Source organism: Citrobacter sp. CK181 (assembly GCF_030333595.1).
GTDB classification, from domain to species: Bacteria; Pseudomonadota; Gammaproteobacteria; order Enterobacterales; family Enterobacteriaceae; genus Citrobacter_B; species Citrobacter_B koseri.
This window is the reverse complement of sequence record NZ_JAOWFN010000011.1, coordinates 610,333-633,127: the sequence shown is the minus strand read 5'-3', so window position 1 is coordinate 633,127 and position 22,795 is coordinate 610,333. Positions and strand designations below refer to the sequence as shown.

Genomic DNA, 22,795 nt, shown 5'->3' with positions numbered 1-22,795 from the left:
TGACGAGAGGCTTTTTTTATTTGATGGGATACCACTCTTTGCGCTTATACGGCTGAATTTCACCCGGTTTGCGGGTTTTGAGCAGTTTCAGAATCCAGGTATATTGCTCAGGATGCGGTCTGACAAAAATCTCCACCTCTTCATTCATCCGTCTGGCGATAGTGTGGTCATCCGCAGTCAGAAGATCGTCCATCGGCGGTCGCACCAGGATGGTCAGACGGTGCGTTTTACCATCATAAACCGGGAAAAGCGGCACCACGCGAGCACGACACACCTTCATTAACCGGCCAATGGCTGGCAGCGTCGCTTTGTAGGTTGCGAAGAAATCAACGAACTCACTGTGTTCCGGGCCATGATCCTGATCCGGCAGATAGTATCCCCAGTAGCCCTGACGGACAGACTGGATAAACGGCTTGATGCCATCATTGCGCGCATGCAGACGACCACCAAAACGACGACGGACCGTGTTCCAGACATAGTCAAATACCGGGTTGCCCTGGTTATGGAACATCGCCGCCATTTTCTGCCCCTGGGACGCCATCAGCATCGCGGGAATATCCACGCCCCACCCGTGCGGCACCAGAAAGATCACCTTTTCATTATTCCGCCGCAGCTCATCAATGATCTCCAGCCCCTGCCAGTCGACGCGCTTTTGCAGTTTTTCAGGCCCACGAATCGCCAGTTCGGCCATCATGGTCATCGCCTGTGGCGCGGTCGCAAACATTCCGTCGACAATAGCTTCACGCTCTGCTTCGCTGTACTCAGGAAAACACAGAGATAAGTTGATCAGCGCGCGACGCCGGGCGCTTTTCCCCAAACGTCCGGCAAAACGTCCCAGCTTCGCCAGTAAAGGATCGCGAAACGACGCGGGCGTTAATGCAATACCCGCCATTGCGGCTACGCCCAGCCAGGCACCCCAATAGCGTGGATGACGAAAAGATTTCTCAAACTCAGGGATGTACTCAATGTTATTTTTTTTCGTTTCCATGCTTTTCCAGTGTTTGATGCCACGAAAAGTAAATCTGTTGATAGTGTAGCGGCGCGCTGTGCGCCACACAAAATAAAAAAGCCGGTACGCATCGCGTACCGGCTCCATAAGCATATTTATTAATCGAAGCGCAACTGCGGCAGGACTTCTTTGACCTGCGCCAGATAAGCACGGCGGTCAGAACCTGTCAGCCCTTCGGTACGCGGCAGTTTTGCCGTCAGCGGGTTAACAGCCTGCTGGTTAATCCAGACTTCATAGTGCAGATGCGGCCCGGTAGAACGCCCGGTATTGCCTGACAGCGCGATACGATCGCCACGTTTCACTTTTTGCCCAGGTTTCACCAGCAGCTTACGCAGGTGCATATAACGCGTGGTGTAAGTACGGCCGTGACGGATAGCGACATAATAACCTGCCGCGCCGCTGCGTTTCGCTACCACGACCTCACCGTCACCGACCGACAGCACGGGCGTACCTTGCGGCATCGCAAAATCGACGCCTTTATGCGGCGCAACGCGACCGGTCACCGGGTTCAGACGACGCGGATTAAAGTTTGACGAAATGCGGAACTGCTTCGCCGTCGGGAAGCGCAGGAATCCTTTCGCAAGCCCTGTGCCGTTTCGGTCATAGAACTTACCGTCTTCCGCGCGAATCGCGTAATAATCTTTTCCATCTGAACGCAGACGCACGCCCAGAAGCTGGCTCTGTTCACGCTTGCCATCCAGCATTTCACGCGACATCAACACAGAGAACTCATCGCCTTTTTTCAGCTTACGGAAGTCCATCTGCCACTGCATCGCTTTAATGACGGCGCTGACTTCTGCGCTGGTCAAACCGGCGTCTTTCGCACTGGCGACAAAGCTCCCGCCAACCGCGCCTTTCATCAGGCTATTGACCCAGTCGCCCTGCTGCATTTCGCTGCTCATTTTGAAACCCGTTCCGCTACGATCGTAGGTACGCGTTTCGCGGCGTGAAACTTCCCAGGTCAGGCGTTGCAAATCGCCGTCCGGCGTCAACGTCCAGGAGATCTGCTGGCCGATTTTCAGATTACGGAGTTCCTTATCCGCAGCGGCCAGTCGGCTGATATCGCCCATATCAATGCCATACTGATTCAAAATGCTGCTCAGCGTATCGCCGGTGGAGACAACATATTCATGCACACCCACTTCGCCAGACGTTTTGTCGTCCAGCTCATCCTGTGGGATCGCTTCATCTTCCTGCGCCGCCTGATCAATCGGTTCGCTGGCTTCAGGCAGCAGCGAACGAATTTCACTCTTTTCCAGTTCGATGGTTTTGACGATGGGCGCAGAGTCAGGGTGGTAAACGTAAGGCCGCCATACCGCGACGGCCAGTGTCAGAACAGTAAGCGACCCCAGCATAACGCGGTGGGGTCGGGGCAGATTATTAAATGCCAGGGCGACAGAGCGGGCTATCTGTTGCACGTATTCACTTCCTCATTAATCTCCTTTCAGGCAGCTAGCATACTGGTTGGCTAATTGATTCAGAAACGCTGAATAGCTTGTTTTACCCAGTTTAATGTTCGTTCCGAGGGGATCCAACGTTCCCATTCGAACGGATGTCCCTCTCGCAACGGCTTCAACGACCGCTGGCCTGAACTGTGGCTCAGCAAAAACGCAGGTTGCTTTTTGCTCAACCAACTGTGTTCTTATTTCATGTAAACGCTGCGCACCAGGTTGAATCTCAGGGTTCACGGTAAAGTGACCAAGCGGAGTTAGCCCATAATGTTTTTCGTAGTAGCCGTAGGCGTCATGAAAAACGAAGTACCCTTTCCCCTTGAGCGGTGCGAGCTCGTTACCTACCTGCTTATCGGTTGCAGCTAATTGTGCCTCAAAATCCTTCAGGTTGGCGTCAAGTTTGGCTCGACTTTGCGGCATAAGTTCCACTAATTTTTCATGGATTGCAACCGCTGAAGCCCGCGCTATCTCTGGGGAAAGCCAAAGATGCATGTTGTAATCACCATGATGGTGATGTGCGTCACCTTTTTCACCGTGCGCATGCCCGTGATCGTGATCGTCATCGTCGTCGTCAGCGCCTTTCATGAGTAGCGGTTTCACGTCGGCGAGCTGCGCAATCGTTACCTGTTTTCCGTCAGGAATGTTCTTTACTGACTTTTCCATGAACGCTTCCATCTCAGGGCCGATCCAGACAACTAAGTCCGCGCCCTGTAAGCGTTTTACGTCAGACGGACGCAGTGAATAATCATGCTCAGACGCCCCATCCGGCAATAAAACCTGGGTGTCCGTGACGCCATCGGCAATGGCGGAAGCGATGAAACCTAAGGGCTTGAGAGAGGCGACAACGGCGGCATTTGCGGCTTGTGTTGCACCACCCCATAGCGCAGCGGATAATGCTGCGAAAAGAAGCGTATTTTTATGTAACATAATGCGACTAATCATCGTAATGAATGTGAGAAATGTGATATTATAACATTCTATGACTTCTGCAAGCCTAAAATTGACATGACGACTTTGGTTTCACTGGAAAATGTTTCGGTCTCTTTCGGTCAACGCCGCGTCCTTTCTGACGTGTCGCTTGAACTCAGACCAGGAAAAATTTTGACGCTTCTCGGCCCAAACGGCGCCGGGAAGTCTACGCTGGTACGCGTAGTATTAGGGCTGGTAGCGCCTGATGAAGGGTTGATCAAGCGCAACGGGCAGCTGCGTATTGGCTACGTCCCGCAAAAACTGTATCTCGACACCACGCTGCCGCTGACGGTAAGCCGCTTTTTACGCTTACGCCCCGGTACGCAAAAAACCGACATTCTTCCGGCCCTGAAACGCGTTCAGGCCGGACACCTCATTGACGCCCCCATGCAAAAGCTGTCCGGCGGTGAAACCCAGCGCGTTTTGTTAGCCCGCGCGCTGCTGAATCAACCACAGCTGCTGGTGCTGGATGAGCCGACTCAGGGCGTGGATGTCAATGGTCAGGTCGCCCTGTACGATCTCATTGACCAGCTGCGGCGCGAGCTGGATTGCGCGGTGCTGATGGTCTCGCACGACCTGCACCTGGTGATGGCGAAAACGGATGAAGTGCTGTGTCTGAATCACCATATCTGTTGCTCCGGCACCCCTGAAATCGTTTCCATGCATCCTGAATTCATCTCTATGTTCGGGCCACGCGGCGCAGAACAGTTGGGGATTTACCGTCATCATCATAATCATCGCCACGATTTACAAGGTCGTATCGTACTGCGCCGGGGAAATGGTCACTCATGATTGAACTGTTATTACCTGGCTGGTTAGCCGGGATCATGCTGGCCTGCGCCGCTGGCCCGCTGGGCTCGTTCGTGGTCTGGCGTCGAATGTCCTATTTTGGCGATACGCTGGCGCACGCCTCGCTGCTGGGGGTCGCTTTTGGGTTGCTGCTGGACATCAACCCGTTCTATGCGGTGATTGCCGTTACGCTGATGCTGGCAGCCGGTCTGGTGTGGCTGGAGAAACGCCCTCACCTCGCTATCGACACGCTTCTCGGCATTATGGCGCACAGTGCCCTGTCGTTAGGTCTTGTGGTCGTCAGCCTGATGTCCAACATTCGCGTGGACTTGATGGCTTATCTGTTTGGCGACCTGCTGGCCGTGACGCCGGAAGACCTGATTTTCATCGCCATCGGCGTGGTTATCGTGCTGGCGATCCTCTTCTGGCAGTGGCGTAATCTGCTGTCGATGACCATTAGCCCGGATCTGGCTTTTGTCGATGGCGTGAAGTTACAGCGCGTTAAGCTCCTGCTGATGCTGGTCACCGCATTGACTATCGGCGTGGCGATGAAGTTCGTTGGCGCGTTGATCATCACCTCATTGCTGATTATTCCTGCCGCCACGGCGCGTCGCTTTGCCCGCACCCCGGAGCAGATGGCGGGTGTCGCAGTAGGAATGGGTATGATAGCGGTTACAGGCGGTCTGACATTTTCTGCGTTTTACGACACACCGGCAGGCCCGTCAGTGGTGCTGTGTGCCGCGCTGCTGTTTATCTTCAGCATGATGAAAAAGCAGGCGAGCTAAGCGTGTGTTTCCCGGTGGCGCTCCGCTTACCGGGCCCACGTTCACAGGCAGGCCGGATAAGGCGCAGCCGCCATCCGGCCTAACTCACATAAGTTAAGGCATTTCCGGCGGCGTTATTCCAAAATGATTCCACGCCCGCACCGTCGCCATTCGCCCGCGCGGGGTTCGTTGCAAAAAGCCCTGCTGAATCAAATACGGTTCCAGTACGTCCTCAATCGTTTCACGCTCTTCACCAATGGCTGCGGCCAGGTTATCGAGACCGACGGGGCCGCCAAAGAATTTATCAATTACGGCCAGCAGCAGCTTGCGGTCCATATAGTCAAACCCTTCCGCATCGACATTCAGCATATCCAGCGCCTGAGCGGCGATATCCGCAGAGATGGCGCCGTTATGTTTCACTTCGGCAAAATCACGTACGCGACGCAACAGGCGGTTGGCGATACGCGGCGTACCGCGAGCGCGGCGGGCAACCTCCAGCGCACCTTCATCGCTCATTTCCAGCCCCATAAACCGCGCGCTGCGCCCGACGATGTGTTGCAGGTCAGGCACCTGATAAAACTCCAGCCGCTGAACAATACCGAAACGGTCACGCAGCGGCGACGTCAATGACCCGGCTCGCGTGGTGGCGCCAATCAGCGTAAAAGGCGGCAGATCGATTTTTATCGAACGCGCAGCAGGCCCTTCGCCAATCATGATGTCCAGCTGATAATCTTCCATCGCCGGATACAACACCTCTTCCACCACCGGTGATAAACGGTGGATCTCATCGATAAACAGCACATCATGAGGTTCAAGGTTGGTCAGCATCGCCGCCAGATCGCCCGCCTTTTCCAGCACCGGGCCAGACGTGGTGCGCAGGTTCACGCCCATTTCATTGGCGACAATGTTAGCCAGCGTCGTTTTCCCCAGCCCCGGCGGGCCAAAGATCAGCAGGTGATCGAGCGCGTCGCCGCGCAGCTTTGCCGCCTGGATAAAGATCTCCATTTGCGAACGCACCTGAGGCTGACCAATGTACTCTTCCAGCAACTTCGGGCGAATGGCGCGATCGGCAACCTCTTCCACCTGGGTTCCACCTGCTGAAATCAGGCGATCTGCTTCTATCATCCTTTACCTCATAACGCGGCGCGGAGTGCTTCGCGAATCAATGTTTCACTGCTGGCGTCAGGGCGGGCAATTTTGCTCACCATGCGGCTGGCTTCCTGTGGTTTATAGCCCAGCGCCACCAGCGCAGCAACCGCTTCTTGCTCCGCATCATCCGTTGCCGGACTTGCCGGAGAGGTCAGCACCAGGTCGGCGGCCGGCGTAAAGAGGTCACCGTGCAGGCCTTTGAAGCGATCTTTCATTTCAACGATCAGGCGTTCTGCGGTTTTTTTACCAATACCCGGCAGTTTCACCAACGCGGCGGGCTCCTCGCGCTCAACGGCATTCACAAACTGCTGAGCAGACATCCCGGAGAGGATCGCCAGCGCGAGTTTCGGCCCGACGCCGTTCGTTTTGATCAGTTCTTTAAACAGGGTTCGCTCCTGTTTATTGTTAAACCCGTACAGCAATTGCGCATCTTCACGCACCACAAAATGGGTGAATACGGTCGCTTCTTTTCCAGATTCCGGGAGCTCATAAAAACAGGTCATCGGCATATGGACTTCATAGCCTACGCCGCCCACCTCAAGTAATACCAGCGGGGGTTGTTTTTCCAGAATAATGCCTCTGAGTCTGCCTATCACATTGCGCTCCTGCGTTGGGGCCGAAAAAGTAAAGTGGTATCATAAAAAAAGGCTGGATAGATATCCAGCCTCATTTGTCATTATCGTAGCCGCCCACGCGCCAGATTGAGCCGCGAGTCACTCATTTGCATCGCGTTCTGGCTAACGTGGCAGTGGGTGATGGCGATAGCCAGCGCATCCGCCGCATCCGCCTGGGGATTTGCCGGGAGTTTCAGCAACGTGCGCACCATGTGCTGTACCTGGCTTTTCTCGGCGCTGCCGATCCCGACAACGGTTTGCTTCACCTGACGGGCGGCATACTCAAACACCGGAAGATCCTGGTTTACCGCCGCGACAATCGCCACGCCGCGCGCCTGACCCAGCTTAAGCGCGGAGTCCGCGTTCTTCGCCATAAACACCTGTTCAATCGCGAAATAGTCCGGCTGGAACTGGGTGATGATTTCCGTCACGCCCGCATAAATCAGCTTCAGACGAGACGGTAAATCATCCACTTTCGTGCGGATACATCCGCTGCCCAGGTAAGTCAGTTGCCTGCCCACCTGACGAATCACGCCATAACCCGTGACGCGTGAACCCGGGTCGATACCGAGAATAATAGACATCACGCGCCTCCGATTAGAACGGAATTAAACCACGTCATTATAACGTAGCCGCAACCTCATCAGAGATCTCACCGTTATGGTAAACTTCCTGCACGTCGTCGCAGTCTTCCAGCATATCGATCAGACGCATCAGTTTCGGCGCGGTTTCCGCATCCATATCCGCTTTGGTGGACGGGATCATGGACACTTCAGCGTTGTCCGCTTTCAGACCCGCAGCTTCCAGCGCGTCGCGCACTTTGCCCATCTCTTCCCATGCGGTGTAGACGTCAATCGCACCGTCATCAAAGGTCACAACGTCTTCCGCACCGGCTTCCAGCGCAGCTTCCATGATGGTGTCTTCGTCACCCTGTTCGAAGGAGATCACCCCTTTTTTGCTGAACAGGTAAGCCACTGAACCGTCAGTACCCAGGTTGCCGCCGCATTTGCTGAAAGCGTGACGCACTTCCGCAACGGTACGGTTACGGTTGTCAGACAGGCACTCAACCATCACAGCCGTGCCGCCAGGACCGTAACCTTCATAGATGATGGTTTCCATGTTCGCATCATCATCGCCGCCGACGCCGCGCGCAATCGCACGATTCAGCGTATCGCGGGTCATGTTGTTCGACAGCGCTTTATCGACTGCCGCACGCAGACGCGGGTTAGCGTCCGGGTCGCCGCCGCCCAGTTTGGCCGCCGTCACCAGCTCACGAATGATTTTGGTGAAAATTTTACCGCGTTTAGCATCCTGCGCTGCTTTACGGTGTCTGGTGTTGGCCCATTTACTATGACCTGCCATAAATAATATCTCCAAAAAGCGCGCCTTCTCAGGCGACGTTAATTACAAACTCTTCAATCGCCTGCCGGTTACTCCACGACTTGGTTAACTGCGCGGCTTCGTCCGCATTAACCCAACGATAGGTCAGATGTTCGGTGAACACGATCTCTCGTTCAGAGGGAAGAGCCAGGCAAAACCAGGATTCAGTATTACGCTCAATTCCCGGCGCGTAGCGATGACGTAAATGTGAAAAAATCTCAAATTCCACCGTGCGCTGACAGTCAATTAAGGTCAGTTGCTCTGCTGCAACATCTATTGTGACCTCTTCCTTTACTTCGCGCATAGCGGCTTGCGACGCGGTTTCGCCCTCTTCCAGACTGCCGGTAACCGACTGCCAGAAATCAGGATCGTCGCGTCGCTGTAACATCAGCACTCTCCCGGTGTCCTTTGCATAAATCACGACTAACACCGAGACAGGCTGTTTGTATGCCATATCAGTTATTCTCGGCCTTCTTAACGACATCAATACCCAGCTCAGCCAGCGCTGCCGGGTTCGCGAAACTTGGCGCTTCGGTCATCAAACAGGCAGCGGCAGTCGTTTTCGGGAAGGCGATAACGTCACGGATATTGTCGGTGCCGGTCAGCAGCATAGTCAGACGGTCCAGACCAAACGCCAGACCCGCATGCGGCGGCGTACCGTATTTCAGCGCATCCAGCAGGAAGCCGAATTTCTCGCGCTGTTCCTGTTCATTAATGCCCAGAATACCAAACACGGTCTGCTGCATGTCGCCACTGTGGATACGCACGGAACCACCACCAACTTCATAACCGTTGATCACCATATCGTAGGCGTTAGCAACCGCGTTTTCCGGCGCGGCTTTCAGCTCGGCGGCGGTCAGGTCTTTCGGTGAGGTGAACGGATGGTGCATCGCCGTCAGGCCGCCTTCGCCGTCATCTTCAAACATCGGGAAGTCGATAACCCACAGCGGCGCCCATTTGGCTTCGTCGGTCAGGTTCAGATCTTTACCCACTTTCAGACGCAGCGCGCCCAGCGCATCGGCAACCACTTTCTTGTTGTCGGCGCCGAAGAAAATCATATCGCCGTCTTGCGCAGCGGTACGATCCAGAATCGCTTCCACGATTTCCGCGTTAAGGAACTTCGCCACCGGGCTGTTGATGCCTTCCAGACCTTTCGCACGTTCGGTGACTTTAATATAAGCCAGCCCTTTCGCGCCGTAGATCTTAATGAAATTGCCGTAGTCGTCGATCTGCTTACGGCTTAAGCTTGCGCCACCCGGCACGCGCAGGGCCGCTACGCGACCTTTCGGATCGTTAGCCGGGCCGGCAAAGACGGCGAACTCTACAGATTTCAGCAGGTCGGCAACGTCCACCAGCTCCATCGGGTTACGCAGGTCCGGTTTATCGGAACCGTAACGGCGTTCGGCTTCGGCGAAGGTCATGATCGGGAAGTCGCCCAGATCCACGCCTTTCACTTCCTGCCACAGATGGCGTACCAGCGCTTCCATCACTTCACGCACCTGCGGCGCAGTCATAAAGGAGGTCTCGACGTCGATCTGGGTAAATTCAGGCTGACGGTCAGCACGTAAATCTTCATCACGGAAGCATTTTACGATCTGATAGTAGCGGTCAAAACCGGACATCATCAGCAGCTGTTTGAACAACTGCGGAGACTGCGGCAGCGCGTAGAATTTACCTTTATGGACGCGCGAAGGCACCAGGTAGTCACGCGCGCCTTCCGGCGTCGCTTTGGTCAACATCGGGGTTTCGATGTCGAGGAAGCCGTGGTCGTCCATAAAACGACGCACCAGGCTGGTGATTTTGGCACGGGTTTTCAGGCGTTGAGCCATTTCCGGGCGACGCAGATCCAGATAACGGTATTTCAGACGCGCTTCTTCGGTATTGACGTGATTAGAGTCAAGCGGTAGAGAATCTGCACGGTTGATGATCGTCAAATCGGACGCCAGCACTTCGATTTCGCCCGTCGCCATGTCGGCGTTGACGTTTTTCTCGTCACGCGCACGCACGGTGCCGGTCACCTGGATACAGAACTCATTACGCAGTTCAGAAGCCAGCTTTAACGCATCCGCACGATCCGGATCAAAGAAGACCTGTACGATACCTTCGCGGTCGCGCATATCGATAAAGATCAGGCTACCAAGATCACGACGACGGTTGACCCAACCACACAGAGTCACCTGCTGCCCCACGTGGGACAGACGTAGCTGTCCGCAATATTCTGTACGCATGAGATATCCCTTAACTTAGCCGCTGGCGGATTGTTGCCTGCTTTACAGGCGACGTTGTCGCAGCTTTAGCTGAATGTCACAACTGAATGAAAAAAGGCGGCTATTATACTGGAAATTCTGCCGCACGATAAGTCCGATACTGACTGTACGCGTGTTTGCTACGCGGTTATTGCGTATTCTCACAAAAATTAACAATATTTGTCGTCACTTTCCTTCGGGAACGCGCTTAAGGTGTAGCGGAATCATCTATTTTACAGGAGTCATCATGCTGGAACTGAACGCCGCAACCACTGCCCTGGTCGTTATTGATTTACAGGAAGGGATCTTACCTTTCGCTGGCGGCCCCCATGCGGCAAGCGATGTTGTCGCCCGCGCAGCGAAACTGGCCGCAAAATGTCGGGCAAACGGCTCGCCGGTGGTGATGGTTCGCGTCGGCTGGTCCGACGATTATGCCGACGCGTTAAAGCAACCCGTCGATGCCCGGGCGCCAGCCAACGCGCTGCCGGAAAACTGGTGGCGTTACCCGGCGGCGCTCGGTAAAAGCGACAGTGACCTGGAAGTCACCAAGCGTCAATGGGGCGCGTTCTATGGCACCGATCTTGAGTTACAATTACGCCGCCGGGGAGTCGACACCATCGTGCTGTGCGGCATCTCCACCAATATCGGCGTAGAATCCACCGCGCGTAACGCCTGGGAGCTGGGTTTTGGTCTGGTGATCGCCGAAGATGCCTGTAGCGCCGCCAGCACGGAACAGCATCAAAGCAGCATGACACATATTTTTCCGCGTATCGCCAGAGTGCGCAGCGTGGAGGAGATCCTTAACGCGTTATGATCTACATCGGATTACCGCAATGGTCGCATCCTAAATGGGTGCGTCTGGGTATCACCAGTCTTGAAGAATATGCCCGCCACTTTAACTGTGTGGAGGGCAACACCACCCTGTATGCGCTGCCGAAAGCAGAAATTGTCGAACGCTGGCATGCGCAAACAACGGACGATTTTCGCTTCTGCTTTAAGTTCCCCGCAACGATTTCGCATCAGGCCGCGCTGCGTAACTGCGACGATCTTGTGCAGGAATTTTTTACCCGCATGTCGCCGCTGGAGGCAAGAATTGGTCAGTACTGGCTGCAACTCCCCGCGACGTTTTCACCGCGCGACCTCCCTGCGCTCTGGCGCTTTCTTGACGCGTTGCCAAAGGCATTCACCTATGGCGTCGAAGTGCGCCATCCCGTGTTTTTCGCCAAAGGAGAGGAAGAACAACAGCTCAATCGAGGCCTGGTTGAACGCGGGGTGAATCGGGTGATCCTCGACAGCCGCCCGGTGCACGCCGCGCATCCTCATAACCAGGCCATTCGCGAAGCGCAACGCAAAAAACCTAAAGTGCCGGTCCATGCCATCGTGACCGCAAAGCATCCGTTGATCAGGTTCATCGGCAGCGACAATATGGTGCAAAATCAGACATTTTTTGCCGACTGGCTGGCGAAACTCCCGCTGTGGGAAACGACCTCTACGCCGTATCTGTTTCTACACACGCCAGATATCGCGCAGGCTCCCGAGTTAGTGAATACATTATGGGGAGATTTACGCGCGGCCTTGCCCGGCATTGGAACCGCACCGTCTATTCCACAGCAATCTTCTCTTTTCTGAAATTGCCACCTATCATAGACAGTGCCATCAGGCATTTTAAAGGGAGTTTGTATGGTAAGCGCGCTATATACCGTATTAGGTGCGTTGTTGTTGATGAAGTTCTCTTTTGATGTTGTCCGACTAAGGATGCTGTATCGCGTTGCCTACGGTGACGGCGGTTTTAGCGAACTGCAAAGCGCCATCCGCATTCACGGTAATGCGGTGGAATATATTCCTATCGCTGTCGCGCTGCTGCTGTTTATGGAAATGAACGGCGCCGAAACATGGATGGTGCATATCTGCGGGATTATTTTAATCGCTGGTCGGCTGATGCATTATTACGGTTTCCACCACCGTCTGTTTCGCTGGCGGCGTTCCGGGATGAGTGCGACCTGGTGCGCCTTGTTGCTGATGGTGCTGGCGAATCTTTGGTATATGCCCTGGGAGTTGGTTTTCTCCTTGCATTAGCGCACAATACGCCACTTTATTTTTCCCGGATTTTTACGTTATGTCTCACCGCGACACGCTTTTTTCTGCGCCTATCGCCAGTCTGGGCGACTGGACCTTTGATGAACGGGTAGCTGAAGTCTTCCCGGATATGATCCAGCGCTCTGTTCCCGGCTACTCCAATATCATCTCCATGATTGGCATGCTGGCCGAACGCTTCGTACAACCCAATACGCAGGTCTACGATTTAGGCTGTTCACTGGGCGCTGCGACGCTCTCGGTGCGTCGTAATATTCATCATGCCAACTGTAAAATCATCGCCGTCGACAACTCCCCGGCGATGATTGAACGCTGCCGCCGTCATATCGACGCTTACAAAGCCCCGACCCCGGTTGAGATTGTGGAAGGCGATATTCGCGACATCAGCATCGAGAACGCCTCAATGGTGGTGCTGAATTTTACCCTGCAATTCCTTGAGCCGCTTGAGCGCCAGGCCTTGCTGGATAAGATTTATCAGGGTCTGAATCCGGGCGGCGCGCTGGTGCTGTCGGAAAAGTTCAGCTTTGAAGACACAACGGTTGGCGAATTGCTGTTCAATATGCACCATGACTTTAAACGCGCCAACGGCTACAGCGAACTGGAGATCAGCCAGAAGCGCAGTATGCTGGAAAACGTCATGCTGACCGACTCGGTTGAAACCCACAAAGCGCGTCTGCATCAGGCCGGTTTCGAGCATAGCGAACTGTGGTTCCAGTGCTTCAACTTTGGTTCGCTGGTGGCGCTGAAGTCCGGGGTGCCCGCATGATCGAGTTCGGTAACTTTTATCAGCTGATTGCCAAAAGCCCGCTTTCTCACTGGCTGGAAACCCTGCCTGCGCAAATCGCGACCTGGCAGCGCGATCAGCATGGTCTGTTTAAGCAGTGGTCGAACGCGGTGGAGTTCCTGCCGGAATTAACGCCGTACCGTCTGGATTTATTGCACAGCGTCACTGCCGAAAGCGAAACGCCGTTGAGCGAAGGCCAGCTTAAGCGTATCGACACCCTGCTGCGAAACCTGATGCCGTGGCGTAAAGGCCCGTTCTCTCTGTATGGCGTCAATATTGATACCGAATGGCGTTCCGACTGGAAATGGGATCGCGTTTTGCCGCACCTGTCCGATCTGACCGGCCGCACCATTCTGGATGTCGGCTGCGGCAGCGGATATCACATGTGGCGCATGATTGGCGCGGGCGCGCATCTTGCCGTGGGAATCGACCCGACGCAGTTGTTCCTGTGTCAGTTTGAAGCGGTACGAAAATTGTTGGGCAACGACCAGCGCGCGCATCTGTTGCCGCTGGGCATCGAGCAGCTTCCGGCGCTGAATGCGTTTGATACCGTCTTTTCAATGGGCGTGCTTTACCACCGTCGTTCTCCGCTGGAACATCTCTGGCAGTTGAAAGATCAACTGGTGAAAGACGGCGAACTGGTGCTGGAAACCCTGGTGGTGGAAGGCGATGAAAACACCGTGCTGGTGCCAGGTGACCGCTATGCACAGATGCGCAACGTCTACTTTATCCCTTCCGCGCTGGCGCTAAAAAACTGGCTGGAGAAATGTGGTTTTGTCGATGTGCGGATTGCCGATGTCTGCGTGACCTCCACCGAGGAGCAGCGTCGCACCGGGTGGATGGTCACCGAGTCGCTGGCTGATTTCCTCGATCCGAATGACCACAGTAAAACCGTCGAAGGTTACCCTGCCCCACTGCGCGCGGTGCTGATTGCGCGCAAGCCGTAGTCTTTTTGCCAGAAAGCATATTTTCTCCAAAATAGTTCAAGTTGCAGCAAGGCGGCAACGCAGTAAGTCCCCGGGAGCGTAGATAACTACGTGACCGGGGCGAGCGAGGCAGCCAACGCCGCTGCGGCTTGAAATATGAAGGAGAAAAAAAGGCCCCTGTTGAAATGGCAGGGGCCTGGTACGAGCAAGCATCATATTGGGCGACATGATGCAACGGTAAAAATCAATTGGCCTGATGGCGCACAATGACTCCTTTCATTTCAGCAACCGCCGCCCCGTCTACCGCATAGCGCGAATACTCGTCCGCTTGTGCGTCAGTTGACATGGACAATCCATGATTGCGATAACGCATTGGTGAGGCTTGCCACGCTCCAGCGGAGCTGTGCACTTCCTGCACCCCGGCATCAAGGAAACGTTGCAGATTCTCTGAACGTACCCCTGCTCCGGCCATAATGATTGGAGCATCGCCCTGCGCAATAAGTTCCATAATTATTGGCAAACCGTGCACCGCATCTGATTTTTGCCCTGAAGTGAGCACTCTGGCGACACCCAAATCCGCGAGATTCTTCAGTGCATTGAATGGATTAGCGCACATATCAAACGCGCGATGAAAAGTGACGGCCAGCGGCCCGGCGGCGGCCATTATTTTCTCCATTCGCGCGAGATCCACATTGCCATCGACATCCAGCACGCCAGTAACCAGACCGGGAAATCCCAGTTCTCTGACAGTACGCACATCCTCAAGCATTGCGGCAAATTCACCATCGGTATAACAGAAGTCGCCGCCGCGAGGACGAATAATGGGATGCACCGCAATCGCAACATGCTGGCGAACCGTGCGCAGCACACCCAACGACGGCGTCAGTCCCCCCTCTTTCGGCGCCGCGCACAATTCAATGCGATCCGCGCCATTTTGCTGCGCGGTGAGCGCACATTCCATGCTGTAACAACAGATCTCCAGTAACGCCATGTTCACTCCTTTTTAGCGTTTTCGCGCGTCACGTCAGTCGGCTGACTGTTCGCTTGCCACAATGGCCTCAATTGACCAGGGATGAAATTTAATGGTCACCTTGCCGTCGGTCACGGCCAGCGTCGGGTTCGGCAGACGCTCGCGCGCCCCTTTCGGCGAACTGGTTTTCACGACAATGCCCGGCTGGCTCAGCCCCTCGTCGGACAACAGCGCCAGCGCCCGCGCGTTCAGGCTCTCCGGCTCACCCGGGAGGACAATTTCGATATGCTCCCAGCCTTCATGCGGGTAGCGTTTTTCACCCGGCCACGGCAATTCAACAATCGAAAACCGCCAGTGTTCGACGCAAACAGGCTCATGTAATTTGAACAGGCAGATCGGCCTGCCGTTGATGATATTTTCCGACAGCAGCGCGCCGCACTGTTCAAATCCGCGACGCCAGCGCTCAGCGGTCGCATTCTGGTGGCAGCGCAAAGAAATGTGATCGGCTTCAAGCGGTGCGAAATCCAGACCGAGGCGAGTGGAAAGTTCTCTGAACGCCAGAGTGAATCGCGGTAAATCTGCGGAAATATCATGCAGTTCGTCAATAGTCTGCCAGTTCGCCATAATCAAAACTCTTATCGGTGTACAAAGTCGCTAATTTACTCTGTTGTGCATCGCCAACCAACCGCTGATTTCTTTGAATATAAAATGAATGCTTATGCATAATTTTATTGCGCATATTTCCAGCGATACGGCGCGCGCGCAATGCTGACGCCAACGGGCATTTGCAGTATACTCCCGCCCTAAATTCTTAAACTGGCGCGGACTCAGTTAATCCGCGTCTTACACGTAAGGTATTCCGGTGAATATTCAGGCTCTTCTCTCAGAAAAAGTTAGTCAGGCCATGATTGTTGCAGGCGCGCCTGCAAATTGCGAACCGCAGGTTCGTCAGTCAGCAAAAGTACAGTTCGGCGACTATCAGGCCAACGGCATGATGGCAGTTGCTAAAAAACTGGGTATGGCGCCGCGACAACTTGCAGAGCAGGTGCTGACTCATCTGGATCTCAACGGCATCGCCAGCAAGGTTGAAATCGCAGGTCCTGGCTTTATCAATATTTTCCTCGACCCGGCATTTCTTGCTGAACATGTTCAACAGGCGCTGGCTTCTGAGCGTCTGGGCGTGGCTAAGCCTGCGAAACAGACTGTGGTTATCGACTACTCCGCGCCTAACGTCGCGAAAGAGATGCATGTCGGCCACCTGCGCTCCACCATCATCGGCGATGCCGCCGTGCGCACGCTGGAGTTCCTCGGCCATCACGTAATCCGCGCTAACCACGTCGGCGACTGGGGAACACAGTTCGGTATGCTTATCGCCTGGCTGGAAAAACAGCAGCAGGAAAACGCAGGTGAAATGGCGCTGGCCGACCTCGAAGGTTTCTACCGTGATGCGAAAAAACATTACGATGAAGACGAAGCGTTCGCCGAGCGCGCGCGTAACTACGTGGTGAAACTACAGGGCGGCGACCCGTACTTCCTCGACATGTGGCGCAAGCTGGTCGACATCACCATGACGCAGAACCAGATCACCTACAATCGCCTGAACGTTACGTTAACCCGTGACGATGTGATGGGTGAAAGCCTGTATAACCCGATGCTGCCTGGCATCGTCGCCGACCTGAAAGCTCAGGGTCTGGCGGTTGAAAGCGAAGGCGCAACCGTTGTTTTCCTTGATGAATATAAAAACAAGGAAGGCGAACCGATGGGCGTGATCATTCAGAAGAAAGATGGCGGCTATCTCTACACCACCACCGACATCGCCTGCGCGAAATACCGCTATGAAACGCTGCATGCGGATCGCGTGCTGTACTACATCGATTCCCGCCAGCATCAGCACCTGATGCAGGCATGGACCATCGTACGCAAAGCCGGTTACGTGCCGGATTCCGTGCCGCTGGAACACCATATGTTCGGCATGATGCTCGGTAAAGACGGCAAGCCGTTCAAAACCCGCGCGGGCGGTACGGTGAAGCTGGCCGATCTGCTGGATGAAGCGCTGGAACGCGCACGCCGTCTGGTGGCTGAGAAGAACCCGGATATGCCTGCCGACGAGCTGGAAAAACTGGCCAACGCGGTTGGTATTGGCGCGGTGAAATATGCGGATCTCTCCAAAAACCGCACTACTGACTACATCTTCGACTGGGACAACATGCTGGCGTTCGAAGGCAACACCGCGCCATATATGCAGTATGCCTATACCCGCGTGCTGTCCGTGTTCCGTAAAGCGGAGATTGACGAGAGCGCCCTGTCCAGCGCGCCGGTCGTTATCCGTGAAGATCGCGAAGCCCAGTTGGCTGCCCGCCTGTTGCAGTTTGAAGAAACGCTGACTGTGGTCGCGCGTGAAGGTACGCCGCATGTGATGTGCGCCTACCTGTATGATGTTGCCGGTTTGTTCTCTGGCTTCTACGAGCACTGCCCGATCCTCAGCGCGGAAAACGAAGAGGTTCGTAACAGCCGTCTGAAACTGGCGCAACTGACCGCGAAAACGCTGAAACTGGGTCTGGATACACTGGGTATTGAGACCGTAGAACGGATGTAATCACATCGAGTGATGTGAAAACCCGCGCTATGTCGCGGGTTTTTTATTTTCCCGAATGACCGCCCTCGTAGGCCTGATAAGCGAAGCGCCATCAGGCGGTAAGGCGCACCTTGCCGGATGGCGGCGTAAACGCCTTATCCAGCCTACGAGAAACGGCTACGTTAACTGTAATTTGTAACGACTCACAAAGAATGACACATTTCCGTAGAGAGATGGAACATCTTTTGTCTGTCATGCCGGTGACGCCTCCGTATTATTAGGCGGCGAATTTATCGGGTGTGGACAATGACGTTTAAAGATTTTGCTGCGGAAGAAAAACTCTTTCTGAGACGCGTGATAGTGGCCTTTGGCCTGGTGGTTGTCTGCTTTGGCGTCCTGATTGTCAATCTCTACGATTTACAAATCCGTCAGCATCAGTATTACACGACCCGCTCAAACGAAAATGACATCAAAATGCTGCCCGTCGCCCCGACGCGCGGCATCATCTACGATCGCAACGGTATTCCGCTGGTGCGCAATATCACCTGGTATGATATTTCCGTCACCCCATACAAAATTGCCGACATGGACGCGCTGTTACGTCAGCTTACCCCTCTCGTGGATCTCACGCCTGATGATATTGCGGCCTTTCACCATGCGTTGAAATCAGGCAGCCGCTATCGCCCGGTGGTATTGAAAAACGCGCTGTCGGACGTCGAAATTGCCCGCTTTTCCGTTAACCAGTTCCATTTCAACGGCGTGACGATCAACAGTTATGAAGACCGTCAGTACCCCTACGGCGCGGAGCTGGCGCATGTGCTCGGTTACGTGTCGAAGATTAACGACAGCGACCTGAAAGCGCTGGATGAAAAAGGTCTGGCTGAGAACTATGCCGCCGATCACAACATCGGTAAGCAGGGCATTGAACGCTATTACGAAAATGATCTGCACGGCAAAACGGGCTACCGGGAGGTCGAAGTAGATAACCACGGACGCATCGTGCGCCTGTTAAAAAATGTCCCGCCCATTGCCGGCAAAGACATCCACCTGACGCTGGATTTACATCTACAGGAATATATAGAAAGCCTGCTTGCCGGTCAGCGCGCGGCAGTGCTGGTCGAAGATCCCCACGACGGTTCAGTGCTGGCGATGGTCTCCACGCCCAGCTATGACCCAAACCCGTTTGTGAAGGGCATCAGCCATCAGGATTACGACAGGTTACTGCATGATAAAGATCTGCCGTTGATTAACCGCGTCACCCAGGGGCTGTACCCGCCCGCCTCCACGGTGAAACCTTATATCGCGATGTCTGCGCTGTTAAACGGCGTTATCACGCCGCAAACCACCTTCTTCGGCGCGCCGACCTGGACGCTCCCCGGCACGCAACGCCATTACCGCGACTGGAAAAAAACCGGCCACGGTATGCTGGATGTCACCAAAGCGATTGAAGAATCCGCCGACACCTTTTTCTATCAGGTCGCCTGGATGATGGGGATCGATCGCATTAACACCATGCTCGGTCAATTTGGTTACGGTAAGCCCACCGGTATCGATCTGGATGAAGAATATAACGGCCTGCTGCCCAGCCGCGAGTGGAAAGAGAGAGTACATAAAAAAGCCTGGTATCAGGGGGATACGATTTCAGTCGGTATCGGCCAGGGGTACTGGATTGCCACGCCGATCCAGATGGTGAAAGCGATGGTAGCGCTGATCAACAACGGGAAAGTGATCGCCCCTCACCTGCTTCAGAGTGAAGTGTCCGGCAAGACCGTCATGCCCTGGCAGGCGCCTCAGACGGAAACGCAGATTGCCGATGCCGCCTCGCCTTATTGGGGGCTGGTGCGACAGGCGATGTTTGGTATGGCGAATGCGCCGAACGGCACCGGTTATAAATTCTTCCACACCGCGCCCTACGGTATTGCGGCCAAAAGCGGCACTTCGCAAGTGTTCAGTCTGAAAGAAAACCAGACCTATAATGCGAAAATGATCCCCATCCGTCTGCGCGACCATGTGTTTTACACCGCTTTCGCGCCGTATAAAAATCCGAAGGTCGCGGTGGCGTTGATTCTGGAAAACGGCGGCAGCGACGGCGTGACCGCCGCGCCGGTGATGCGGCAAATCATGGATCACCTTTTTGCGCCGCCATAACAGCACATGCCGGATGGCGGCGTAAACGCCTTATCCGGCCTACGGTGAATATACAACATGCCGGATGGCGGCGTAACGCCTTATCCGGCCTACAAACTGCGTCGAACCGTAGGCCCGATAAGCGCAGCGCCATCGGGCGTCCCTCTCAAAAATACTTACGCAAATACTCCGTCAGACACAGTATCGCCATCGCCTGCCCGTACGGCATCGATGTCAGTGGAATGTCGCGATAGAAATCCAGATCGTGCCCCATTCCCGTACCAAAGGACGTTTGCAGCAGCTCACCTTCCGGCGAAATGTGTTTCACGATACCGCGAATCGCGCTTTCAGCCGTCTGCGCATATTCCGCCCCAACATAGCGTTTACGCACCGCTTTCAGAATGCCGTAGGCGAAACCCGCCGTTGCCGAGGCCTCCAGATAGGAATCAGGATCGTCCAGCAGGGTATGCCATAGCCCACTCTCATCCTGACAATTTGCCAGCGCGGCGATCTGCGCATTCAGAACCTGAATCAGATAGCGGCGAACCGCGTTCTTCTCCGGCAAATCGACCAGTTCCAGGAAATCTGGAATCACGATGGTAAGCCAACTGTTACCCCGCGCCCAGCGAGCCCTGGCAAAGTTATGATGTCCATCATAGCTCCAGCCGTGGAACCACAGACCGGTCTCTTTATCCATCAGATTCTGTACGTGCAGCAGGAACTGATAAATCGCCTCTTCCACATACTCCGGGCGGTTGAGCAGTTTGCCAATCTTCGCCAGCGGCATCACCGTCATCATCAGCGTGTCATCCCACATCTGCTGATGGTTTTCTTCCGCCAGCGTCATGTGCTGCATACCGCCATGATCGGTGCGCGGCATCTCATTCATCGCCCACTCCGCCCAGGACTCAAGCCAGGGCAGATACGCCGGGTTACGCGTCTCTTCATAGCGATACGCCAGCGTCAAAAACGGCGCCATCGTGTTAACGTTTTTGGTGGTCGCGCCTTCGGCGAAACGCTCGGCAAACCAGTTATCGATAATGTCGCGCATTTTCTCATCACCGGTCTGTTGATAATACTGATGCATACCGTACAGACCGACGCCATGCGTCCACTCCCATCCTGCCCAGCCTTTGGTATCAATCACCCGACCATCGTCCAGGCGCAGCAGAAATTGTCCGCTCTCATCCCTGATATTGACCAGATTGTTCGTCACCGTCTGAATCAAGGCTTGCAGCGCTTCCCGGGAGATAAATCGCTCCGGCTGACGTAATAATGGGCTGTGTTTGACGGGCCAAACTTTCATATCCTTAACCTCTGTTCAATGTCGAATTCAGCGCAGCGCCCTGTTGAAGCGAAGGCGCCGCAGGTTTATTACGGTTCAGATAACCAATATTGTTGTTACCCCACAGTGATTCATACGGCATACCGGAGAGCATCTCGACGGTCGCACGCGCCTGCGGCGTGATGGCTTCCGGCATCACCCGGCCCGACTCACGCATTTTGGCGGTCTCTTCACGCAGGGTGCCGTGCGTTTGCAAATTCAGTTTGAAACGCAAAGAAACCAGGAAACCAAAGGCCAGCACGGACAGCGTGCCGCAGCTCAGAATCAGCAGAATGGTATGACTGACCGCTTCAGGCTGTATGCTCTGCCCTGATACAAAACCAGACATCTGCATCACAATCCCGACCAGCATGACGGCCCCGGCCTGAGAGGCTTTACGGGTCAGCGTCATGATGCCCGCGAAGATCCCTTCCCGCCGTTGACCGGTAATCACCTCATCAACATCGGCAATATAGGTGTAGGTATTCCACGGCACATAGTTGATCCCGCCGCGACCAAGCCCCGCCAGCGCTGAGATCAGCAGCAGCAGCGAATAAACATCGCTTAAGCCCGCATAATAAAGAACGGCATAAGAGAGAGAACTCAGACCAAAGAGCACCACGACCATCCGGTATGACGGCGCAGGCCCGAAGCGAATGCACAGCGGGATCATGGCAATCACCGCAATGAACTGGAAGATAGCCATCGTACCGAGCAGATTCGACGCCAGTGAGGCTTCCTGCATCAGGACAAAAACAACATACCAGGTAAAGACGGCGTTAAAGACGTCCTGTGCGATATATCCCCCAAGATACATCCCCAGATGCTGGCGGAAAATCTTGATGCGCAGCGTCGAGCTCAGCTCAACAAACAAACGGCTCATACTCTGGCTGAACGTCAGGCTTTTCTTCTCTTCTTCCGCACGCAGCGCTGCCTCCGTCCACTCTTCGCGCGGGCGCTCCCAGGTAAAGAACCACACAAAAGTCAGCATCAGCGCGCACAGCACCGAGAACACCAGGCTGGCATAGAAAAAAGAAACGGGGTTGTCTTTACCAAAGGCAGTCAGCAGGATACCCGGCAGGAACGAGGCCAGAATCGCAGACATCTGCGCCATTGAGATACGCGCCCCGGAGAACCGGGTCTTCTGTTTGAAGTCATCGGTCATTTCCGGCACCAGCGTCTCGTAAGGGACAAGAATCATGGTGTAGACAATGTCGAACAGCAGATAAGTCAGCAGGTAGTACCAGAATCCCATATCGCCAACCCACATGAGCGAGTAGCTAAAGACGCATGGAATACCAAGCAGAATAAAGAATTTACGACGGCCAAAGCATCTGCCGAACCAGGTCGAACCGAAGTTATCGGTCAGAAAGCCCATCAGCGGGCTGACGACCGCATCCAGAACCCTCGCGGCAGCGAAAATGAATGTCGCCTCAATCGGCGTAAGGCCACAGAAGGTCGTGTAGAAATAGAGTAACCATGCGGCGGTTAATGCAGTGGTTCCTGCGCCCAGAAAATCGCCCGAACCATAGGCTAAATAATTCGCCAATCCAATTTTACGTGTTTTCATGCCGTTAACCCTGCAAATTGTTGGGAGCCCCCCGGCATATTGGCTTCGCCAAAG

General features: G+C 54.7%; 22 protein-coding genes. 9 read left to right on the top strand and 13 right to left on the bottom strand.

Translation table 11 applies throughout. From position 1 onward, the window contains the following. Window positions 1-16: 16 nt before the first annotated feature. The 3 genes from lpxM to znuA all read right to left on the bottom strand — a co-directional run bounded on the left by lpxM (window position 17) and on the right by znuA (window position 3,387). Entirely contained in the window at window positions 17-988 is a 972-nt protein-coding gene (lpxM, locus tag OGW17_RS07170; RefSeq protein ID WP_071259066.1) for a lauroyl-Kdo(2)-lipid IV(A) myristoyltransferase, read from the bottom strand. Between the two features lie 119 nt (window positions 989-1,107). Next, window positions 1,108-2,427 carry a murein DD-endopeptidase MepM gene (gene mepM, locus OGW17_RS07165; protein ID WP_049008838.1) on the bottom strand — a complete coding sequence of 440 codons (1,320 nt, stop codon included), beginning with the start codon at window positions 2,425-2,427 and terminating at the stop codon, window positions 1,108-1,110. 15 nt (window positions 2,428-2,442) lie between these two features. Then, entirely contained in the window at window positions 2,443-3,387 is a 945-nt protein-coding gene (gene znuA / locus OGW17_RS07160; RefSeq protein ID WP_047463184.1) for a zinc ABC transporter substrate-binding protein ZnuA, read from the bottom strand. Window positions 3,388-3,465: 78 nt separating this feature from the next. Between znuA and znuC the strand changes: the two genes are divergently transcribed. Together znuC and znuB are read left to right on the top strand one after the other, a co-directional pair. Next, on the top strand, window positions 3,466-4,221 hold the full coding sequence (gene znuC, locus OGW17_RS07155) for a zinc ABC transporter ATP-binding protein ZnuC (RefSeq protein ID WP_012132002.1): 756 nt from the start codon (window positions 3,466-3,468) through the stop codon (window positions 4,219-4,221). Then, complete coding sequence (znuB, locus tag OGW17_RS07150; protein ID WP_012132001.1) at window positions 4,218-5,003, top strand: zinc ABC transporter permease subunit ZnuB; 786 nt, start codon at window positions 4,218-4,220, stop codon at window positions 5,001-5,003. Before znuC ends, znuB begins: the two co-directional genes overlap by 4 nt. A gap of 93 nt (window positions 5,004-5,096) precedes the next feature. On the opposite strand, the gene ruvB is transcribed toward znuB, so the two are convergent. The 6 genes from ruvB to aspS all read right to left on the bottom strand — a co-directional run bounded on the left by ruvB (window position 5,097) and on the right by aspS (window position 10,353). Beyond that, window positions 5,097-6,107 (bottom strand): Holliday junction branch migration DNA helicase RuvB, encoded by a 1,011-nt coding sequence (gene ruvB, locus OGW17_RS07145; protein ID WP_012131998.1) that lies wholly within the window; start codon window positions 6,105-6,107, stop codon window positions 5,097-5,099. 8 nt (window positions 6,108-6,115) lie between these two features. Continuing rightward, a complete protein-coding gene (gene ruvA / locus OGW17_RS07140) occupies window positions 6,116-6,727 on the bottom strand; it encodes a Holliday junction branch migration protein RuvA (RefSeq protein WP_012131997.1) in 612 nt (203 codons plus the stop codon). Window positions 6,728-6,807: 80 nt separating this feature from the next. Next, entirely contained in the window at window positions 6,808-7,329 is a 522-nt protein-coding gene (ruvC, locus tag OGW17_RS07135; protein WP_012131995.1) for a crossover junction endodeoxyribonuclease RuvC, read from the bottom strand. A gap of 37 nt (window positions 7,330-7,366) precedes the next feature. Further along, on the bottom strand, window positions 7,367-8,107 hold the full coding sequence (locus OGW17_RS07130; RefSeq protein ID WP_012131994.1) for a YebC/PmpR family DNA-binding transcriptional regulator: 741 nt from the start codon (window positions 8,105-8,107) through the stop codon (window positions 7,367-7,369). A gap of 28 nt (window positions 8,108-8,135) precedes the next feature. Continuing rightward, on the bottom strand, window positions 8,136-8,579 hold the full coding sequence (nudB, locus tag OGW17_RS07125; RefSeq protein WP_012131993.1) for a dihydroneopterin triphosphate diphosphatase: 444 nt from the start codon (window positions 8,577-8,579) through the stop codon (window positions 8,136-8,138). A 1-nt stretch (window position 8,580) separates the two neighbouring features. After that, window positions 8,581-10,353, bottom strand: coding sequence for an aspartate--tRNA ligase (aspS, locus tag OGW17_RS07120; RefSeq protein ID WP_012131992.1), 1,773 nt, complete (start codon window positions 10,351-10,353; stop codon window positions 8,581-8,583). A gap of 265 nt (window positions 10,354-10,618) precedes the next feature. Between aspS and OGW17_RS07115 the strand changes: the two genes are divergently transcribed. From OGW17_RS07115 to cmoB, 5 genes are read left to right on the top strand one after another with little or no spacing between them, the layout of a single operon-like run. Beyond that, on the top strand, window positions 10,619-11,185 hold the full coding sequence (locus OGW17_RS07115; RefSeq protein WP_071258717.1) for a hydrolase: 567 nt from the start codon (window positions 10,619-10,621) through the stop codon (window positions 11,183-11,185). Further along, entirely contained in the window at window positions 11,182-12,000 is an 819-nt protein-coding gene (locus tag OGW17_RS07110; protein WP_071258720.1) for a DUF72 domain-containing protein, read from the top strand. The genes OGW17_RS07115 and OGW17_RS07110 overlap by 4 nt, the downstream gene beginning before the upstream one ends. Window positions 12,001-12,051: 51 nt before the next feature. Then, window positions 12,052-12,447, top strand: coding sequence for an MAPEG family protein (locus OGW17_RS07105; protein ID WP_012131989.1), 396 nt, complete (start codon window positions 12,052-12,054; stop codon window positions 12,445-12,447). Between the two features lie 40 nt (window positions 12,448-12,487). Continuing rightward, window positions 12,488-13,231: a carboxy-S-adenosyl-L-methionine synthase CmoA gene (gene cmoA / locus OGW17_RS07100; RefSeq protein ID WP_049010371.1), complete on the top strand. Its 744-nt coding sequence runs from the start codon at window positions 12,488-12,490 to the stop codon at window positions 13,229-13,231. Continuing rightward, entirely contained in the window at window positions 13,228-14,196 is a 969-nt protein-coding gene (gene cmoB / locus OGW17_RS07095) for a tRNA 5-methoxyuridine(34)/uridine 5-oxyacetic acid(34) synthase CmoB (protein WP_071258723.1), read from the top strand. Before cmoA ends, cmoB begins: the two co-directional genes overlap by 4 nt. Window positions 14,197-14,419: 223 nt before the next feature. Here the strand turns inward: cmoB and cutC are convergent, their stop codons facing one another. Both cutC and OGW17_RS07085 read right to left on the bottom strand, forming a co-directional pair. Continuing rightward, window positions 14,420-15,166, bottom strand: a complete 747-nt coding sequence (gene cutC, locus OGW17_RS07090) for a copper homeostasis protein CutC (protein WP_012131985.1) — start codon at window positions 15,164-15,166, stop codon at window positions 14,420-14,422. A gap of 33 nt (window positions 15,167-15,199) precedes the next feature. Further along, entirely contained in the window at window positions 15,200-15,769 is a 570-nt protein-coding gene (locus tag OGW17_RS07085) for a VOC family protein (protein ID WP_071258724.1), read from the bottom strand. Window positions 15,770-16,007: 238 nt separating this feature from the next. On the opposite strand from OGW17_RS07085, the gene argS reads away from it, so the two are divergent. Both argS and mrdA2 read left to right on the top strand, forming a co-directional pair. Continuing rightward, the gene (argS, locus tag OGW17_RS07080; protein ID WP_047463162.1) at window positions 16,008-17,741 is read left to right on the top strand and encodes an arginine--tRNA ligase; all 1,734 of its coding nucleotides are present in this window, start codon (window positions 16,008-16,010) and stop codon (window positions 17,739-17,741) included. A 285-nt stretch (window positions 17,742-18,026) separates the two neighbouring features. Further along, window positions 18,027-19,868 carry a peptidoglycan DD-transpeptidase MrdA2 gene (gene mrdA2 / locus OGW17_RS07075; protein ID WP_071258726.1) on the top strand — a complete coding sequence of 614 codons (1,842 nt, stop codon included), beginning with the start codon at window positions 18,027-18,029 and terminating at the stop codon, window positions 19,866-19,868. A 145-nt stretch (window positions 19,869-20,013) separates the two neighbouring features. On the opposite strand, the gene bglB is transcribed toward mrdA2, so the two are convergent. After that, window positions 20,014-21,153: a beta-galactosidase BglB gene (gene bglB / locus OGW17_RS07070; protein ID WP_047463157.1), complete on the bottom strand. Its 1,140-nt coding sequence runs from the start codon at window positions 21,151-21,153 to the stop codon at window positions 20,014-20,016. Between the two features lie 4 nt (window positions 21,154-21,157). Further along, window positions 21,158-22,741, bottom strand: a complete 1,584-nt coding sequence (locus OGW17_RS07065; protein WP_071258727.1) for an MFS transporter — start codon at window positions 22,739-22,741, stop codon at window positions 21,158-21,160. Window positions 22,742-22,795: the final 54 nt, after the last annotated feature.

Bases quoted from the DNA above. Each gene is read 5' to 3' on its own strand.
- lpxM (WP_071259066.1), bottom strand. From the start codon at position 988: ATGGAAACGAAAAAAAATAACATTGAGTACATCCCTGAGTTTGAGAAA.
- znuA (WP_047463184.1), bottom strand. From the start codon at position 3,387: ATGTTACATAAAAATACGCTTCTTTTCGCAGCATTATCCGCTGCGCTA.
- znuC (WP_012132002.1), top strand. From the start codon at position 3,466: ATGACGACTTTGGTTTCACTGGAAAATGTTTCGGTCTCTTTCGGTCAA.
- znuB (WP_012132001.1), top strand. From the start codon at position 4,218: ATGATTGAACTGTTATTACCTGGCTGGTTAGCCGGGATCATGCTGGCC.
- ruvB (WP_012131998.1), bottom strand. From the start codon at position 6,107: ATGATAGAAGCAGATCGCCTGATTTCAGCAGGTGGAACCCAGGTGGAA.
- ruvC (WP_012131995.1), bottom strand. From the start codon at position 7,329: ATGTCTATTATTCTCGGTATCGACCCGGGTTCACGCGTCACGGGTTAT.
- OGW17_RS07130 (WP_012131994.1), bottom strand. From the start codon at position 8,107: ATGGCAGGTCATAGTAAATGGGCCAACACCAGACACCGTAAAGCAGCG.
- nudB (WP_012131993.1), bottom strand. From the start codon at position 8,579: ATGGCATACAAACAGCCTGTCTCGGTGTTAGTCGTGATTTATGCAAAG.
- aspS (WP_012131992.1), bottom strand. From the start codon at position 10,353: ATGCGTACAGAATATTGCGGACAGCTACGTCTGTCCCACGTGGGGCAG.
- OGW17_RS07115 (WP_071258717.1), top strand. From the start codon at position 10,619: ATGCTGGAACTGAACGCCGCAACCACTGCCCTGGTCGTTATTGATTTA.
- OGW17_RS07110 (WP_071258720.1), top strand. From the start codon at position 11,182: ATGATCTACATCGGATTACCGCAATGGTCGCATCCTAAATGGGTGCGT.
- OGW17_RS07105 (WP_012131989.1), top strand. From the start codon at position 12,052: ATGGTAAGCGCGCTATATACCGTATTAGGTGCGTTGTTGTTGATGAAG.
- cmoA (WP_049010371.1), top strand. From the start codon at position 12,488: ATGTCTCACCGCGACACGCTTTTTTCTGCGCCTATCGCCAGTCTGGGC.
- cmoB (WP_071258723.1), top strand. From the start codon at position 13,228: ATGATCGAGTTCGGTAACTTTTATCAGCTGATTGCCAAAAGCCCGCTT.
- cutC (WP_012131985.1), bottom strand. From the start codon at position 15,166: ATGGCGTTACTGGAGATCTGTTGTTACAGCATGGAATGTGCGCTCACC.
- OGW17_RS07085 (WP_071258724.1), bottom strand. From the start codon at position 15,769: ATGGCGAACTGGCAGACTATTGACGAACTGCATGATATTTCCGCAGAT.
- mrdA2 (WP_071258726.1), top strand. From the start codon at position 18,027: ATGACGTTTAAAGATTTTGCTGCGGAAGAAAAACTCTTTCTGAGACGC.
- bglB (WP_047463157.1), bottom strand. From the start codon at position 21,153: ATGAAAGTTTGGCCCGTCAAACACAGCCCATTATTACGTCAGCCGGAG.
- OGW17_RS07065 (WP_071258727.1), bottom strand. From the start codon at position 22,741: ATGAAAACACGTAAAATTGGATTGGCGAATTATTTAGCCTATGGTTCG.